The sequence below is a fragment of the Micromonospora eburnea genome (assembly GCF_900090225.1).
In the GTDB taxonomy this organism is placed as follows: Bacteria; Actinomycetota; Actinomycetes; order Mycobacteriales; family Micromonosporaceae; genus Micromonospora; species Micromonospora eburnea.
The window spans coordinates 1,272,969-1,288,923 of sequence record NZ_FMHY01000002.1; the positions used below are offsets into that span (position 1 = coordinate 1,272,969).

At 72.7% G+C, this 15,955-nt stretch carries 9 protein-coding genes and 1 pseudogene; 6 read left to right on the forward strand and 4 right to left on the reverse strand.

Annotated features, from left to right (window positions below):
- Nucleotides 1-21 precede the first annotated feature (21 nt).
- Nucleotides 22-2,475, forward strand: a complete 2,454-nt coding sequence (locus GA0070604_RS06095) for a glycoside hydrolase family 2 protein (RefSeq protein WP_091115510.1) — start codon at nt 22-24, stop codon at nt 2,473-2,475.
- Between the two features lie 54 nt (nt 2,476-2,529).
- Here the strand turns inward: GA0070604_RS06095 and GA0070604_RS06100 are convergent, their stop codons facing one another.
- Together GA0070604_RS06100 and ilvD are read right to left on the reverse strand one after the other, a co-directional pair.
- Nucleotides 2,530-3,240: a hypothetical protein gene (locus GA0070604_RS06100; protein ID WP_091126931.1), complete on the reverse strand. Its 711-nt coding sequence runs from the start codon at nt 3,238-3,240 to the stop codon at nt 2,530-2,532.
- 89 nt (nt 3,241-3,329) lie between these two features.
- Nucleotides 3,330-5,177, reverse strand: coding sequence for a dihydroxy-acid dehydratase (gene ilvD, locus GA0070604_RS06105; RefSeq protein WP_091115514.1), 1,848 nt, complete (start codon nt 5,175-5,177; stop codon nt 3,330-3,332).
- A gap of 111 nt (nt 5,178-5,288) precedes the next feature.
- Between ilvD and GA0070604_RS06110 the strand changes: the two genes are divergently transcribed.
- The 5 genes and pseudogenes from GA0070604_RS06110 to serA all read left to right on the forward strand — a co-directional run bounded on the left by GA0070604_RS06110 (nt 5,289) and on the right by serA (nt 14,184).
- Nucleotides 5,289-7,739, forward strand: coding sequence for a putative bifunctional diguanylate cyclase/phosphodiesterase (locus tag GA0070604_RS06110; protein ID WP_091115518.1), 2,451 nt, complete (start codon nt 5,289-5,291; stop codon nt 7,737-7,739).
- A gap of 181 nt (nt 7,740-7,920) precedes the next feature.
- Nucleotides 7,921-9,815, forward strand: a pseudogene (locus tag GA0070604_RS06115) (acetolactate synthase large subunit).
- A 46-nt stretch (nt 9,816-9,861) separates the two neighbouring features.
- On the forward strand, nt 9,862-10,377 hold the full coding sequence (gene ilvN / locus GA0070604_RS06120; protein WP_091115522.1) for an acetolactate synthase small subunit: 516 nt from the start codon (nt 9,862-9,864) through the stop codon (nt 10,375-10,377).
- 87 nt (nt 10,378-10,464) lie between these two features.
- Nucleotides 10,465-11,478, forward strand: a complete 1,014-nt coding sequence (gene ilvC / locus GA0070604_RS06125) for a ketol-acid reductoisomerase (RefSeq protein WP_091115525.1) — start codon at nt 10,465-10,467, stop codon at nt 11,476-11,478.
- Nucleotides 11,479-12,585: 1,107 nt separating this feature from the next.
- Nucleotides 12,586-14,184: a phosphoglycerate dehydrogenase gene (gene serA / locus GA0070604_RS06135; protein WP_091115531.1), complete on the forward strand. Its 1,599-nt coding sequence runs from the start codon at nt 12,586-12,588 to the stop codon at nt 14,182-14,184.
- A 62-nt stretch (nt 14,185-14,246) separates the two neighbouring features.
- Here the strand turns inward: serA and GA0070604_RS06140 are convergent, their stop codons facing one another.
- Entirely contained in the window at nt 14,247-14,603 is a 357-nt protein-coding gene (locus tag GA0070604_RS06140; RefSeq protein WP_091126932.1) for a hypothetical protein, read from the reverse strand.
- A 336-nt stretch (nt 14,604-14,939) separates the two neighbouring features.
- Nucleotides 14,940-15,812: an FAD:protein FMN transferase gene (locus tag GA0070604_RS06145; RefSeq protein ID WP_091115535.1), complete on the reverse strand. Its 873-nt coding sequence runs from the start codon at nt 15,810-15,812 to the stop codon at nt 14,940-14,942.
- Nucleotides 15,813-15,955 lie beyond the last annotated feature (143 nt).

A 15,955-nucleotide genomic window follows, 5' to 3' on the forward strand; every position in this document is an offset into this window, starting at 1 on the left:
GCTCGGCAGCGAGGCGGTGGCATGAGCCGGCAGGCGTTGCACGAGGGTTGGGTGCTGCGGGCCGTACCCGGCCCGCAGGTGCCGCCGGAGGTCGCCGGCACGGCGGTTCCGGCCACCGTACCCGGCTGCGTGCACACCGATCTGCTCGCCGCCGGCCTCATCCCCGACCCGTACCTCGACGACAACGAGACGAGGCTCGGCTGGATCGGGCGTACCGACTGGGTCTACGAGACCACCTTCGACTGGCAGTCGGGCGACGTGGACCGGGTGGACCTGGTCTGCGCCGGGCTGGACACGGTCGCCACGGTGACCCTCAACGGCACCATCGTCGGTCGCACCGAGAACCAGCACCGCGGGTACCGGTTCGCCGTCGGCGCCCTGCTGCGGCCGGGCGCGAACGTGCTGGCCGTCCGCTTCGACTCGCCGTACCGCTACGCGGAGGCACACCGGGACCGGCTCGGGGACCGTCCCAACTCGTACCCGGAGCCGTTCAACTTCATCCGCAAGACCGCCTGCAACTTCGGCTGGGACTGGGGGCCGAACCTGGTCACCGCCGGCATCTGGCAGGAGATCGGGCTGCACGCCTGGTCGACCGCCCGGCTGGCCACCGTCCGCCCACTGGTCACCGTCTCCGGTGACACCGGCCGGGTGGAGCTGCACGTCGAGGTCGAGCGGGCGGCGGACGTCCCGCTGGTCGTGCGGGCCGAGGTCGCCGGCGTCGCCACCGAGGTCACCGTCGCGGCGGGGGAGCGCACGGTCGTGGCGACGCTCACCGTCCGCGACCCCGAGCGGTGGTGGCCCGTCGGGTACGGCGAGCAGCCTCGCTACGACCTCGACGTGACCCTGCGCGCCGAGGACGGCCGGGCGCTGGATGCCTGGTCGCGGCGGATCGGCTTCCGCTCGGTACGCCTCGACACCGCCCCCGACGCGCACGGCAGCGCGTTCACGCTGCACGTCAACGACGTGCCGGTCTTCGTCCGGGGCGTCAACTGGATCCCCGACGACGCGTTCCCCGACCGGGTCACCCAGCAGCGGCTGGCCGAACGCCTCACCCAGGCGGTCGGGGCGAACGTCAACCTGCTCCGGGTCTGGGGCGGCGGCCGGTACGAGTCGGACGACTTCTACGACCTGGCCGACTCCCTCGGCCTGCTGGTGCAGCAGGACTTCCTCTTCGCCTGCGCCGCGTATCCGGAGGAGGAGCCGTTCCGCACCGAGGTCGAGGCCGAGGCGCGTGAGCAGGTGTCCCGGCTGGCCGTCCACCCGTCGCTGGTCCTGTGGACCGGCAACAACGAGAACATCTGGGGCTGGCACGACTGGGACTGGCAGCAGCCCCTCGCCGGGCGGACCTGGGGGCGGGGCTACTACCTGGAGCTGCTGCCCCGGATCGTCGGCGAGCTGGACCCGACCCGGCCGTACTGGCCGGGCAGCCCGTGGTCGGGCCGGGAGGACGTGCACCCCAACGACCCGGCGTACGGCACCACACACATCTGGGACGTCTGGAACACCGACGACTACACGAAGTACCGGGAATACCTGCCCCGTTTCGTCGCCGAGTTCGGCTACCAGGCGCCCCCGGCGTACGCGACCCTGCGGCGGTCCATCTCGGACGAGCCCCTCGCCCACGACTCGCCCGGCATGGCCCACCACCAGAAGGCGATCGACGGGGACCTGAAGCTCCAGCGCGGGTTGGACGCCCACCTGCCGGTGCCCGCAGACTTCGACGACTGGCACTACCTCACGCAGCTCAACCAGGCCCGGGCCATCCAGCTCGGGGTCGAGCACTTCCGGTCCCACCGGCCGGTCTGCATGGGCGCCATCGTCTGGCAGCTCAACGACTGCTGGCCGGTCACCTCCTGGTCGGCGGTCGACGGCGACGGCCGGCGCAAGCCACTCTGGTACGCGCTGCGCCGCGCCTACGCCGACCGGCTGCTCACCGTGCAGCCCCGCGACGGTGGCCTGGCCGTGGTGGCGGTCAACGAGACCGGCGCGGCGTGGCAGGGGCCGGTCACGGTCACCCGGTTCACTCTGGCCGGGGAGCCGAGGGCGAAGACCTCGGTGGACCTCGACGTCCCCGCGTACTCGTCGGTGGTGCTGACGCTGCCGGCGGAGCTGGCGCGGCCGGACGAGGCCCGGCGGGAACTGCTGGTCGCGGAGCCCGGCGACGTCGCGGAACGGGCGCTGTGGTTCTTCGCCGAGGACCGGGAGATCGAGTGGCCGGCGGCGGAACTGGAGGCCACGGTCGAGCCGGTCGACGGCGGCCAACTGGTCCGGGTGACCGCCCGGACGGTGCTGCGCGATCTGGCGCTGTTCCCGGACCGGCTGCACCCGTCGGCGGAGGTCGACCAGTCTCTCGTCACCCTGCTGCCGGGGGAGTCGGCCGCGTTCACCGTGCGCGCGGACACCCCGCTCGACCCGGCCGCCCTCACCCGCCGCCCGGTGCTGCGCTGCGTCAACGACACGAAGCGGCCTTCGTGATTCTTGGACAGTTGCCGTTCGCTGTGCACGGCAACTGTCCAGAATCTCGATCGGTCAGCCCTGTAGCGCGCCCAGCCCGGCGAGCAGCTCCCAGCGCTCGTCCTCGTTGAGCACCGCGTACGCGGGTGCGTCGCGGCGGTCGGTCTCGGCCTCGACCGCCTGCCGCTGCGGCCCGTCGGGCAGCGCCTTGATCTGCTCGGCGGTCAGCCCGGCGGCCCGCCACGCCGCCCGGTGCGCGTCGGCCCGGTGGTGCCGCAGCGAGCCGAGCCGGGTGGTGAGCAGCACCGCCGGCGAGGCGTCGTCCGGCTCGTACGCCGGGGCCATGGCGCGGAACGCGGGGCCGCCGGTGGCCAGCCCGTGCGCCAGCACCCGGCCGACCAGCTCGGCCAGCCGGGGCACCGACGCCATGCCGGGCAGCATCGGCGGCCCGGCGGACCAGAGTTCCTCGGCGGCCTCGCCGGTCGCCCGCTGCGCGTACAGTGCCAGCTCCCGGCCCAGCTCGGTCAGGTGCCAGGTGCCCTCGGCGTCCACCTTCAGCACGCCCTGCGCCAGCTCCCGGCTCATGTCACCGTCGGTGTAGGACAGCCCGTCGGCCATCGCGTCGGCCGGCATCGGCCGGGCCAGCAGCCCCGAGTAGAAGCTGTTCTCGGCGCCGAGGCTCGCGCCCCGCTCCGCGTAGAACGCCTCCATCCGGGCCCGGGCCGCCCAGCGGGCACCCACGTACACCCGGTCGATCACCGGTCGGATCAGTCGCGCGTAACTCACCGTCGTCTCCACGACGCGCGACCCTACCGGCGGAAGCGTTAAGAAGGGGCCCCTGCTATGCCGCAGGCGTTAACAGGGGGCCCCTCCTTTCACTCAGGCACGCGGCGGTAGGCGCCGTCGCTGGCCGAGGTGGCCATCGAGGCGTACGCGCGCAGCGCCGCGGAGACCGGCCGCTGCCGATCGGTCGGGGTGTACGGGCGGTCCCGCTTCTCCTCGGCGACCCGGCGGGCCTGGAGCACGTCGTCCGGCACGTTGAGGTGGATCGACCGGGCCGGGATGTCGATGACGATCTCGTCGCCCTCACGTACCAGCGCGATCAGCCCGCCCGAGGCCGCCTCCGGGGAGACATGGCCGATCGACAGCCCGGAGGTGCCGCCGGAGAATCGCCCGTCGGTGAGCAGCGCGCAGGAGCGGCCCAGCCCGCGGCCCTTGAGGAACGAGGTGGGGTAGAGCATCTCCTGCATGCCGGGGCCGCCCTTCGGGCCCTCGTACCGGATCACCACCACGTCCCCGGCGACGATCTCCTTGGCCAGGATCGCCGACACCGCGTCGTCCTGCGACTCGTAGACCTTGGCCGGGCCGCGGAAGGTCAGGCACTCCTCGGGCACCCCGGCGGTCTTCACCACGCAGCCGTCCGGGGCCAGGTTGCCGTGCAGGATGGCCAGCCCGCCGTCGGCGGAGTACGCGTGCTCCCGGTCCCGCACGCAGCCGCCGACCGCGTCGGTGTCCAGCGACGACCAGCGGTTGGTGGTGGAGAACGGCTCGGTGGTGCGCACCCCGCCCGGGGCGGCGTGGAACAGCTCGACCGCCTCCGGCGTGGCCGAGCCGCCCCGCACGTCCCAGTCGGCCAGCCACTGCGCCAGGCTGGGCGAGTGGACCGCGTGCACGTCCCGGTTGAGCAGGCCGGCCCGGTCCAGTTCGCCCATGATGGCCGGGATGCCGCCAGCCCGATGCACGTCCTCCATGTGGTACTGCGGCGAGTTCGGCGCGACCTTCGCCAGGCAGGGCACCCGGCGGGAGATCGCGTCGATGTCGGCCACCCCGAAGTCCAGTTCCGCCTCACGGGCGGCGGCGAGCAGGTGCAGCACGGTGTTGGTCGAGCCGCCCATGGCGACGTCGAGCGCCACGGCGTTCTCGAAGGCGGCCCGGTTGGCGATCGAGCGGGGCAGCACCGAGGCGTCGTCCTCGTCGTACCAGCGCCTGGCGATCGCCACGGCGGTGCGGCCGGCCTCGACGAAGAGCGACCGGCGCGCGGCGTGGGTGGCCAGCGTCGATCCGTTGCCGGGCAGCGCCAGGCCGATCGCCTCGGTGAGGCAGTTCATCGAGTTGGCGGTGAACATGCCGGAGCAGGAGCCGCAGGTCGGGCAGGCCGAGCGCTCGATCTGGCCGAGCTGGTCGTCGGTGACGGCCTCGTTGGACGAGGCGATCATCGCGTCGATCAGGTCGATCTTGGAATGCACGACCCCCTCGATCGCCACCGTCTTGCCGGCCTCCATCGGGCCGCCGGAGACGAAGACGGTCGGGATGTTGAGCCGCAGCGCGGCCAGCAGCATGCCCGGAGTGATCTTGTCGCAGTTGGAGATGCAGACCAGAACGTCCGCGCAGTGCGCGTTGACCATGTATTCGACCGCGTCGGCGATCAGCTCCCGGCTGGGCAGCGAGTAGAGCATGCCGCCGTGGCCCATGGCGATGCCGTCATCCACGGCGATGGTGTTGAACTCCCGGCCCACCCCGCCGGCCTCGGCCACCGCGCCGGCCACCAGGCCGCCAAGGTCCTTGAGGTGTACGTGGCCGGGCACGAACTGGGTGAAACTGTTGGCGATGGCGACGATCGGCTTGCCGAAGTCGTCGTCGGTCATCCCGGTGGCCCGCCACAGGGCCCGGGCGCCCGCCATCGTCCGACCGTGCGTGGAGGTCCTCGACCGCAGCTCAGGCATGGCTACCAGTGTTGCACCGCCAACCCGGCGGCCCCCGGGCGCGCGGGTTGTGTCCCAACAGTTGCACACCCGGTACGTCTCCGGGTGCACGGATCCGGCACAGTTGAGGTCGTGTATTCGACCCCGGGTGTGGTCACCGTCGTGGCGTTGAGCGGGCTTGTCGCCGCCGGCGCCACCGCGTTGCTCGCCGCCTCGGCCCGCCGCCGGGTCGGATCCCACCGGCAGACCCACGTGCTGCTCGCGGTGGCTGCCGGGATCGCGCTGCTCAGCCTCATCGTCGGCGTCATCGCCGTGCTGGCCGCCGACGACTGGACCCACCGGCCGGGGCAACGCACCGGCTGGGCGACGTTCGTCTCGGTGGGCGGCACGCTCAGCGGGCTCGCGCTCGGCGTGGCCCTGCTCCGACTGCCCGGCGCCGCGGCCACCCGGGCCGCCACCGCCCGGTTGCTGCTCGACGGCGTGATCATCGCGAGTGCGCTCTGGTTCGTCGGGTGGGTGGTCCTCAGCGAGCCGACCCGGCTGCTCGGCGCGCTCACCCCGGCGGGCAGCGCACCCGTCGTGCTGGCCACGATGAGCGCGGCGCTCACCGCCGGGCTGACCCTGATCATGGCGCTCCGGTCCGCTCCGCCACGCGGGCGGCTGGTCCTGCTCGGCGCCGGGGCGACCGCGGTGACCGGCGGTGGGCTGGTCCTGTCCGCCGGGCTCGGCCAGGCCGGCCCGGTGATGGCCCTCACCGGCGCCGCGGTGCTGGCCGCGGGCCTGCTCGGCGTCGCCGCGGCGGTGCACCGGGTCGATCTGCCCGGGCAGATCGACGTCGACCTGATCCGCCGCGACGGCGAGTACGCCTTCGCGCCGATGTTCGCCATGGCCGCCTCAGCGATGTACCACCTGAGCCAGGGCGGCGGGTTCGACGCCTTCGGCATCGTCGCCGGCAGCGTCGAGGGATTCGCCCTGGTGGCCCGGCAGTACCTCGCCCTCAACGACGTCCGGGGCTACGCCGACCGGCTGGCCGCCCGGGAGGCCCACTTCCGTGAGCTGGCGCACACCGATCCGCTCACCGGGCTGGCCAACCGGCGCGGGCTGCTGCGCGCGCTGCACCGCTGCGCCGACGCCGGCCTGCCCTGCGTCCTGCTCGGCCTGGACCTGGACGGCTTCAAGAACGTCAACGACATGCGGGGGCACGACGTCGGCGACGCGGTGCTGGCCGAGGTCGGTCGGCGGCTGCGCGGCAACCTGCGCCCGGGTGACCTGGCCGCCCGGCTGGGCGGCGACGAGTTCGCGGTGCTGATGCGCGGCGCGAGCGACGCCGGGCCGGTCGCGGAACGGCTGCTCGGGGTGCTCGGCGACCCCTACGAGGAGGCGGACGGGCCGATCTTCCTGTCGGCCAGCATCGGGGTGGCCGGCAACCGTGGGGAGACCGACGTCGCGCTGCTGCTGCGCAACGCCGACCTGGCCCTGCGCTATGCCAAGCAGCGGGGCAAGAACCGCATCGAGCGCTACGACGCCGCGTACGACCAGCTGCTGCGCCGGCGCACCATGCTGGAGCACGAGCTGCGCGGCGCGATCGAGCGCGACGAGCTGCGGCTGGCGTTCCAGCCGGTGGCCTCGCTGCCGTCGGTGCGTCCGGTCGGCGCCGAGGCGCTGCTCCGCTGGCACCACCCGGAGCTGGGCAACGTCCGCCCGGACGAGTTCATCCCGCTCGCCGAGGAGTGCGGGATGATCTCGAAGCTGGGCGCCTGGGTGCTGCACCAGGCCTGCTACCAGCTCTCCCGGTGGCTGGCCGACGGGCACGACGTCTGGGTGTCGGTGAACGTCTCGCCGCGGGAGCTGCACGCCCCGGAGTACGTGGTCCAGGTCGCCGAGGCGCTGCGCGCCCACCACGTACCGCCGCAGCGGCTGGTGCTGGAGGTCACCGAGCACGCCGTCGCCACCGATCTGGACGAGCTGATCCGCCGGCTGGCCGCGCTGCGGCTCACCGGGGTACGCATCGCGCTGGACGACTTCGGTACGGGCTACTCGTCGCTGGGGCAGCTGCGCCGACTGCCGATCGACATCCTGAAGATCGACCACAGCCTGGTCGCCGAGCACGAGCCGGTCCGGCCGGTGGGCCGGGACGGTCCGGCGTTCGCCCCGATGGTGGACATCGTGATGCGCCTCGGGCACCACTTCGGGCTGGAGGTGATCGCCGAGGGCGTCACCAACCCCGCCGAGCTGGCCGCGGTGGTGGCCGCCGGCTGCCGCTTCGGTCAGGGCGCGCTCTTCGGTTGGGGGGTGCCGGCCGAGCACCTGGAGGCGATGCTGGTGGCGGCGACCTCGCCGGGTGCGCGTCCCAGTCCGGTGCCGCCGGCGTCGTCCATCACGTCGGTGCGCCCCGGCTCGTCGCCGCTGCTGCCCCGGCTGCGGTCGGACGCGTCCGCGCCGGTGCCGGCGGCACGTCCCCCGGACGAAGGATCTTCGCAGGTGGGATCGGTCGCGGAGGGCGTGCCGCAGCGGGACACGCCGACGTCCGTTAACCAGAATGTGGGATCAGTTGACTCATCGCGTGAGATGCGTCAGGCTTAGCCGCATGTCGTCGAACCGGTCGCTGCGAGTACTTACCTGAGCGCACTCTCCTCTGCTCGAGAGTGCGCTGGCCCCGTGCATCTGCACGTGGGCTTTTTTGTTGCCATCGGACCATCGCCGGGACGCCCGCGTTCCATCCTGAGAAGCGCATCACCCACTCCAGCAAAAGGCTTGAACCGCCATGACGAGACCCACGCCAGAGACCCTCGCCCACTCCGCCCGGCGAGCCCGTACGGCCACCGAGCCGGCCGGCGCCGCCGACAACGCCTCCACCCCCGCAACGGTTCCGTCCCGGCCGGCGCGGACGCCACGACCGAACGGCGGCCCGCGTCGGCGCAGGTCTCCGGCGCCGGATCGCTGGTGCGGTCGCTTGAGGCCCTCGGCGTCGACGTCGTCTTCGGCATCCCGGGCGGCGCGATCCTGCCGGCCTACGACCCGCTCTACGACTCCACCGTCCGGCACATCCTGGTCCGCCACGAGCAAGGCGCCGGGCACGCCGCCACCGGGTACGCCCAGGCCACCGGAAAGGTCGGGGTCTGCATGGCCACCTCCGGCCCGGGCGCGACCAACCTGGTCACCCCGATCGCCGACGCGTACATGGACTCGGTGCCGATCGTGGCGATCACCGGTCAGGTCGCCCGGCCGGCGATCGGCACGGACGCCTTCCAGGAGGCGGACATCCAGGGCATCACTCTGCCGATCACGAAGCACAACTTCCTGGTGCAGACGGCCGAGGAGATCCCGCAGGTGCTGGCCGAGGCGTTCCACCTGGCCGCGACCGGCCGTCCGGGCCCGGTCCTGGTGGACATCCCCAAGGACGTCCTGCAGGCACAGACCACCTTCTCCTGGCCGCCCACGCTCGACCTGCCCGGCTACCGGCCGACCCTGCACCCGCACGGCAAGCAGATCCGCGAGGCGGCCCGGCTGATGACCGGCGCCCGCCGTCCGGTGCTCTACGTCGGCGGCGGTGTGCTCAAGGCCGGTGCCACCGAGGGGCTGCGCCGGCTGGCCGAGCTGACCGGCATCCCGGTGGTCACCACGCTGATGGGGCTCGGCGCGTTCCCCGACTCGCACCGGCAGCACCTGGGCATGCCCGGCATGCACGGCACCGTCGCCGCGGTCTACGGCCTGCAGAAGGCCGACCTGATCGTGGCCCTCGGGGCCCGTTTCGACGACCGGGTCACCGGCAAGCTGGACTCGTTCGCGCCGGACGCCACGGTCGTGCACGCGGACATCGACCCCGCCGAGATCGGCAAGAACCGGCACGCGGACGTGCCGATCGTCGGCGACGCCCGGCACGTGATCGACGAGCTGATCGCCGCGGTCACCACCGAGCGGGCGGCCCGGGCGGCCGCCGACCTCGGCGACTGGTGGGCCCAGCTCGACGACCTGCGCCGGCGTTACCCGCTCGGCTACGAGGAGCCGGCCGACGGCACCCTCCCGCCGCAGTACGTGATCAAGCGGCTGGGTGAGATTGCCGGCCCGGACTCGATCTACGTGGCCGGTGTCGGCCAGCACCAGATGTGGGCCAGCCAGTTCATCTCGTACGAGAAGCCGTACACCTGGCTCAACTCCGGCGGCCTCGGCACGATGGGCTACGCCGTTCCGGCGGCGATGGGCGCGAAGGTCGGCAAGCCGGACACCACGGTCTGGGCGGTGGACGGCGACGGCTGCTTCCAGATGACCAACCAGGAGCTGGCCACCTGCGCCCTGGAGGGCATCCCGATCAAGGTCGCCGTGATCAACAACGGCAACCTGGGCATGGTCCGGCAGTGGCAGACCCTGTTCTACGGGGAGCGCTACTCCAACACCGAGTTGGGCACCCACAAGCACCGCATCCCGGACTTCGTCAAGCTCGCCGAGGCGCTCGGCTGCGTCGGCCTGCGCTGCGAGACCGCCGCCGACGTGGACAAGACCATCGCGGCGGCCATGGCGATCAACGACGCTCCGGTGGTCATCGATTTCGTGGTCGGCAAGGACGCCATGGTCTGGCCGATGGTCGCCGCCGGCACCAGCAACGACGAGATCATGTTCGCCCGGGGTGTCCGCCCCGCCTTCGACGAGGACGAGCTCTAATGCGCGAGCGCAGCGTGCGAATCATCAAGTTCAGCGAGGTCGAGGCATGAATCTGCACACCCTGTCCGTGCTGGTGGAGAACAAGCCCGGTGTCCTGGCCCGGGTCTCCGGGCTGTTCTCCCGGCGGGGCTTCAACATCGACAGTCTCGCCGTCGGGGAGACCGAGAACCCGGACGTCTCCCGGATCACCATCGTGGTCAACGCCGAGTCGTCCCCGCTGGAGCAGGTGACCAAGCAGCTCAACAAGCTGGTCAACGTACTCAAGATCGTCGAGCTGGATCCGCAGGTCTCGGTGGCCCGGGAGCTGCTGCTGGTGAAGGTCCGCGCGGACCGCAACGCCCGCGCCCAGGTGCTGGAGACGGTGAACCTGTTCCGCGCCCGGGTGGTCGACGTCGCCCCGGACACCCTGACCATCGAGGCCACCGGCACTCCCGACAAGCTCGACGCGCTGCTGCGTGACCTCGAACCCCTCGGCATCAAGGAGATGGTGCAGTCCGGCACGGTGGCGATCGGGCGCGGCTCGCGCTCGATCACCGCCGGTCCCGCGCTGCGTGCCGCCTGACCCGATCCGACCGGCGCCCGAGCGCCACATCCACCGCACAAGTCCACGACGGGCCGCCGGGCACCGCCGTACGAAAGGGAAGTCACAATGAGCGTTGAGGTGTACTACGACGACGACGCCGACCTGGGTCTCATCCAGGGCCGCAAGGTCGCGGTGATCGGGTACGGCAGCCAGGGCCACGCCCACGCGCTGTCGCTGCGCGACTCCGGCGTCGACGTGGTGATCGGCCTGCCCGTCGGTTCGAAGAGCCGGCCGAAGGCCGAGGAGCAGGGCCTGCGGGTGCTCACGCCGGCCGAGGCGGCGGCCGAGGCCGACGTCATCATGATCCTGGCGCCGGACACCGCCCAGCGCGGCCTGTACGCCGAGGCGATCGCCCCCAACCTGACCGCCGGCAAGGCGCTCTTCTTCGGCCACGGCTTCAACATCCGGTACGGCCTGATCAAGCCGCCGGCCGACGTGGACGTGGCGATGGTCGCCCCGAAGGGCCCGGGTCACCTGGTCCGCCGCCAGTACGTCGACGGCAAGGGCGTGCCCTGCCTGGTCGCCGTCGAGCAGGACGCCAGCGGCAGTGCCTTCGGCCTGGCCCTGGCGTACGCGAAGGCGATCGGTGGCACCCGGGCCGGCGCGATCAAGACCACCTTCACCGAGGAGACGGAGACCGACCTCTTCGGCGAGCAGGCGGTGCTCTGCGGCGGTGCGGCCGCGCTGGTGCAGACCGGTTTCGAGGTGCTCACCGAGGCCGGCTACGCCCCCGAGGTGGCCTACTTCGAGTGCCTGCACGAGCTGAAGCTCATCGTCGACCTGATGTACGAGGGCGGCATCGCCCGGATGCGCTACAGCATCTCGGACACCGCCGAGTACGGCGACCTGTCCCGCGGCCCCCGGATCATCGACTCCCGGGTCAAGGAGGAGATGCGCAAGATTCTCGGCGAGATCCAGTCTGGCGAGTTCGCCCGCGAGTGGGTGGCCGAGGACGAGGCCGGCCGGCCGAACTTCGCCAAGTGGCGGGCCGAGGGCGCGGCGCACCCGATCGAGGAGACCGGGCAGAAGCTGCGCGCCATGATGAGCTGGGTCGACCGGCCCATCACCGAGACCGCCTGACCGGCCCTGGCAAGGCGGGTGGCGCGCCCGGGGCTCTCCCCGGCGCCGGGCGCGCCACCGCCGTCAGTCGGTGCTCTGCTCGATCCCAGCCGGGCCTGCCGGGGCTGTAGACGCAGCCAGGTCCGGCTCTGGAGCTCGCCGCGGACTTCCTCGGCGACGACGAGCGCGTCCTCCCAGCGCTCCACGGCGGCCAGGCTCTCCGCCAGCCCGGCTGCCGCCAACTGGCCCGTCGGCGCCCACCGGGTCTGCTTGAGCAGGGGGAGCGCGCGGTAGAGGTCCACCGCCTCCTGATGGGCGGCGAGCGCCTCGTCCGGCCGGCCCAGCGCGGCCCGGCAGTCGCCGATCACGATCAGCGTCCGGGCCAGCCCCATCCGCTCACCGGCCCCGAGCGGTCGGCAGCTCAACCAGGTCGCCCGGGCGCGGAGCGCCAGTCGCAGCGCCTCCCGTACCGAGCCGGTGGAGTACAGCGACGCGGCGACGAGCCGTCGGGCCTCGGCGAGGACGACCAGCGCCTCGCGGTTGTCGCCGTCCTCGACGTAGCCGATCGCCTCTCGTCCCTGTGCGATCGCGGCGGCGACGGTGTGGTCGTCGGGGACGGCGGCCTGCGCCACCAGGGCCCGGGCGAGGCCGACCCGGTGCCGGCCCGGGTGATCGTTTTCGAGCCGGCGGTAGAGGGCCACCGCCTCCTCGGCGGCGGCGGTGCGCCGGGCGGTGAACCTGTTTCGGATGCTCACCTGTTGGGACCGGGTGACCAACGCCTCGGCCAGCCGCGGGGCGTACCGGAGCGGGGCGTGCCGGGCCAGCCGGCGTAGCAGCGCGACACGGACACCGAGTGGCAAGGCGTTTTCCTTTCCCCGTGTGGGCATCGGCATTCGTTGTACTCCAACGGCGCCAGCGCTGGACCGGGTGAACGGGGGATGACCGACCGACGGCACGAGTGTGTGAGGGCGCTCACCCCGCACTCTGGGACACGCCACCGGAACCGCCCCCTACGATCCTTCATAGGTGTGTAGCCCGCACCTGACGGCCACGGCACGGATCAGCGCAGGGCGCAGCGCGGCGCCCCGGCGTGCCAGGCTGACCGCATACGAGCGTCTACGAGGACCGATGAATCCTGTCGTACTGATCGCCGAAGAACTCGCCCCCGCCGCCATTGAGGTGCTCGCACACGACTTCGACGTGCGTCACGTTGACGGCACCGACCGTCCGGCCCTGCTCTCCGCGCTCTCCGAGGCCGACGCGGTGATCGTACGCAGCGCCACGCAGATCGACGCCGAGGCGATCGCCGCCGCGCCGCGGCTGAAGGTGGTCGCCCGGGCCGGCGTCGGCCTGGACAACGTCGAGGTGCCGGCCGCCACCGCACGGGGCGTCATGGTCGTCAACGCGCCCACCTCCAACATCGTCTCCGCCGCGGAGCAGGCCGTCGCGCTGCTGCTCGCCGTGGCCCGCAACACCGCCAGCGCCAGCGCCGCGCTCAAGGCGGGGGAGTGGAAGCGGTCCAAGTACACCGGCGTGGAGATCCAGGGCAAGACCGTCGGCGTGGTCGGCCTCGGCCGCATCGGGGTGCTGTTCGCGCAGCGCATCGCCGCCTTCGGCACCCGGCTGATCGCGTACGACCCGTACATCCAGCCGGCCCGCGCCGCGCAGCTCGGCGTCCGCCTGGTCGGTCTGGAGGAGCTGCTGCGGGAGAGCGACTTCATCTCGATCCACCTGCCCAAGACGCCGGAGACGGTCGGCCTGATCGGCGAGAAGGAGCTGGCGATCGTCAAGCCGGGCGTCCGGATCGTCAACGCCGCCCGCGGTGGCCTGGTCGACGAGCAGGCCCTGGCCGACGCGATCGCCGAGGGCCGGGTCGCCGGCGCCGGCGTCGACGTGTACGCGAAGGAGCCCTGCACCTCCTCTCCGCTGTTCGCCTTCGACAACGTGGTGGCCACCCCGCACCTGGGCGCCTCCACTCACGAGGCGCAGGACAAGGCCGGCTTGGCCGTGGCCAAGAGCGTCAAGCTGGCGCTCCAGGGCGAGTTCGTGCCGGACGCGGTGAACGTGCAGGCCGGCGGTGTGGTGGCCGAGGACGTCCGGCCGCTGCTGCCGCTGGCCGAGAAGCTCGGCCGGGCCTTCACCGCGGTGGCCGGCGGGGTGGCCGCCAGCGTCACCGTCGAGGTGCGCGGCGAGGTCGTCACGCACGACGTGTCGGTGCTCAAGCTCGCCGCCACCAAGGGCCTGTTCAGCTCCGTCGTTGAGGAGCAGGTCACCTACGTCAACGCCCCGCACCTGGCCGCCGAGCGCGGGGTCGAGGTGGCGCTGACCACGCACGCCGAGACGACCGAGCACCCCAACCTGGTGACGGTGCGCGGCGCGCTGCCGGACGGCCGGACGGTCAGCGTCTCCGGCACGGTGACGCACGCCGGCACCCGTGACGTCATCAAGCTGACCGAGGTGGACGGTTTCGCCGTGGAGATCGGCGCGGAGGGCATCCTGGTCTTCCTGCGCTACGCCGACCGGCCGGGCGTGGTCGGCACCGTCGGCACCCTGCTCGGCGCGGCCGGGGTCAACATCGCGGCCATGCAGGTCGCCCGCCGGGAGGCCGGTGGCGAGACGCTGATGACGCTCACCGTCGACCAGGCGCTCGGCGCGGACCTGCTCAGCTCGGCCGCCGATTCGATCGGCGCGGTCGCGGCCAGCGCGGCCGACCTGCGCGACGAGTAGTCCGCACACGACTGATCAGGGGCCCGGCCGGCAGGCCGGGCCCCTCGTCGTACGGGCCGAGGTCAGGGGGTGACGCGGGTCGGCGGTGGGTAGACCGTGCCGTCCTGGGCGTCGAAGAGCATCAGGTCGTGCTCGGCGGCCAGCCGCTCGATGTCGAGCAGCACCTGGTCCTCGCAGGTCGGGACGAGGTTCATCTCGATGTGGTCGCAGGCCGTGTGCAGCGGGGCGACCTCCCACGGGGTGCCCGGACCGGCTGGGCGGTCCGGATACGCGGCGGTGATCGCCCGGTAGAAGCCGACCAGTCTCGGGTCGGGGTGCTGCTGGACGTGCCGCCCCTCGCGGCACCGCTGCACCGCCGCCCGTACCTGGTCGGGTGTGGCCCCGGCGGGCAGGGCCCACACGCTCAGATCGAAACTCACGGCGGACACTGTGCCATTCCCGGCGGCCGCCCGTCATCCCTGCCCCCGCCAGCGGGTTGTCGCCCGGCCGTGAGACCGGGTAACGGGAAGGTCCGCTGTGGAGACTCTTGCGTCGAGTTGCGTCGATTCGCTAGCGTACCCGTGCGGTCACTGGCTGAGTTGAGACTCCGGCCCGTCTTCGGGTGGCGCGGTCGGGCGTCCGGCCCGCCGGCCCGCACCCCTCGGTTGCGCGAGCCACGCGCACTCGTCGCTGACCGGCCTCCACAGTCGTTGCCGAGACCGTGGGGGCCGATCGCGTCCCGGTCCCCGGCCGGGGCGACGAGGGCAGGTCGCGCCCTACCGTCGGCGGTCGGCGAAGAGCACGCGGTAGTCCGAGCCGCTGCGGAACCAGGCCAGCCCGGCCGGTCCGGCGGCGTAGAGGGCGGTGGCGTAGGCGTCGGCCACCGCGAGGTCCGGGCCCACCACGGTGGCGGCGAGGAGTTGGTCGGCCGACTCGCCGGTGTGCGGGTCCACCACGTGCCCCCGGCGACCGGTCACCCCGGAGGTGCCCACCGCGCCGGCCGTCATCTCCAGCATCAGCGGAGCCCGGCGCGCCTCCGTCGGGTGGTGCACGGCGACTCGCCACGGACCGCCGTGCGGCGCCTGGCCGCGTACGGTCAGGTCGGCGCCGCTGAGCACGGCGTAGTCGTGGACGCCGGCCGCCCGCAGCCGGGCCGCGGCCCGCTCCACCGCCCAGCCGCCGAGCAGCCCGCCCGGGTCGAAGCCGCCCGGCACCGCCCAGGCGTCGAACCACCCGTCGGTCGCGGCCCGCATCGCGGCGCAGCGGTCCACCAGGTCGGCCAGCGGAGGGTACGACTCGGGGCTGATCTCGCCCCGGCGCAACTTCGACACCAGGCTGTCCGGCTGGTTCGGCCCGTACGTGAGGTCGATGGCGCGCAGCTCGGCGACGGCGTCCCGTAGCGCTTCCCCGACGCCCCGCCGGCCCAGCCAGTCGGGCGCGTTGAGCAGCAGGGTGTACTCGGCGGTCGAGGTGCGGACGGTGTGCCGGACGCTGATCCGGTCGAGGGCGCTGCCGCCGGCCCGGTCCAGGCGGTGGCTGCGGGCGCCGAGGCGCAGATCGGGTCGGCTCAGGACGGAGGGCTGGTCGATCCACCGGGTGCGCGGCTGCACGTCACTCCAGTGGGTTCGCCGCTGCGCTTCGATCCGCATCGCACCTGCTCCCTCGCTGACGACGCCGCAGCGCCGCGGCGAAGCCGGTCCCGGGCCCCGTCGACCCCGGTCAGCATCGACCATAGGTAGTGGAGATGATCGCAACATGAATGCCACCTGGGAGCCTCCTGAGCATCTCTAAT

Coding starts and splice junctions, on each gene's coding strand:
- GA0070604_RS06095 (WP_091115510.1), top strand. CDS start 22: ATGAGCCGGCAGGCGTTGCACGAGGGTTGGGTGCTGCGGGCCGTACCC.
- ilvD (WP_091115514.1), bottom strand. CDS start 5,177: ATGCCTGAGCTGCGGTCGAGGACCTCCACGCACGGTCGGACGATGGCG.
- ilvN (WP_091115522.1), top strand. CDS start 9,862: ATGAATCTGCACACCCTGTCCGTGCTGGTGGAGAACAAGCCCGGTGTC.
- ilvC (WP_091115525.1), top strand. CDS start 10,465: ATGAGCGTTGAGGTGTACTACGACGACGACGCCGACCTGGGTCTCATC.
- serA (WP_091115531.1), top strand. CDS start 12,586: ATGAATCCTGTCGTACTGATCGCCGAAGAACTCGCCCCCGCCGCCATT.
- GA0070604_RS06145 (WP_091115535.1), bottom strand. CDS start 15,812: ATGCGGATCGAAGCGCAGCGGCGAACCCACTGGAGTGACGTGCAGCCG.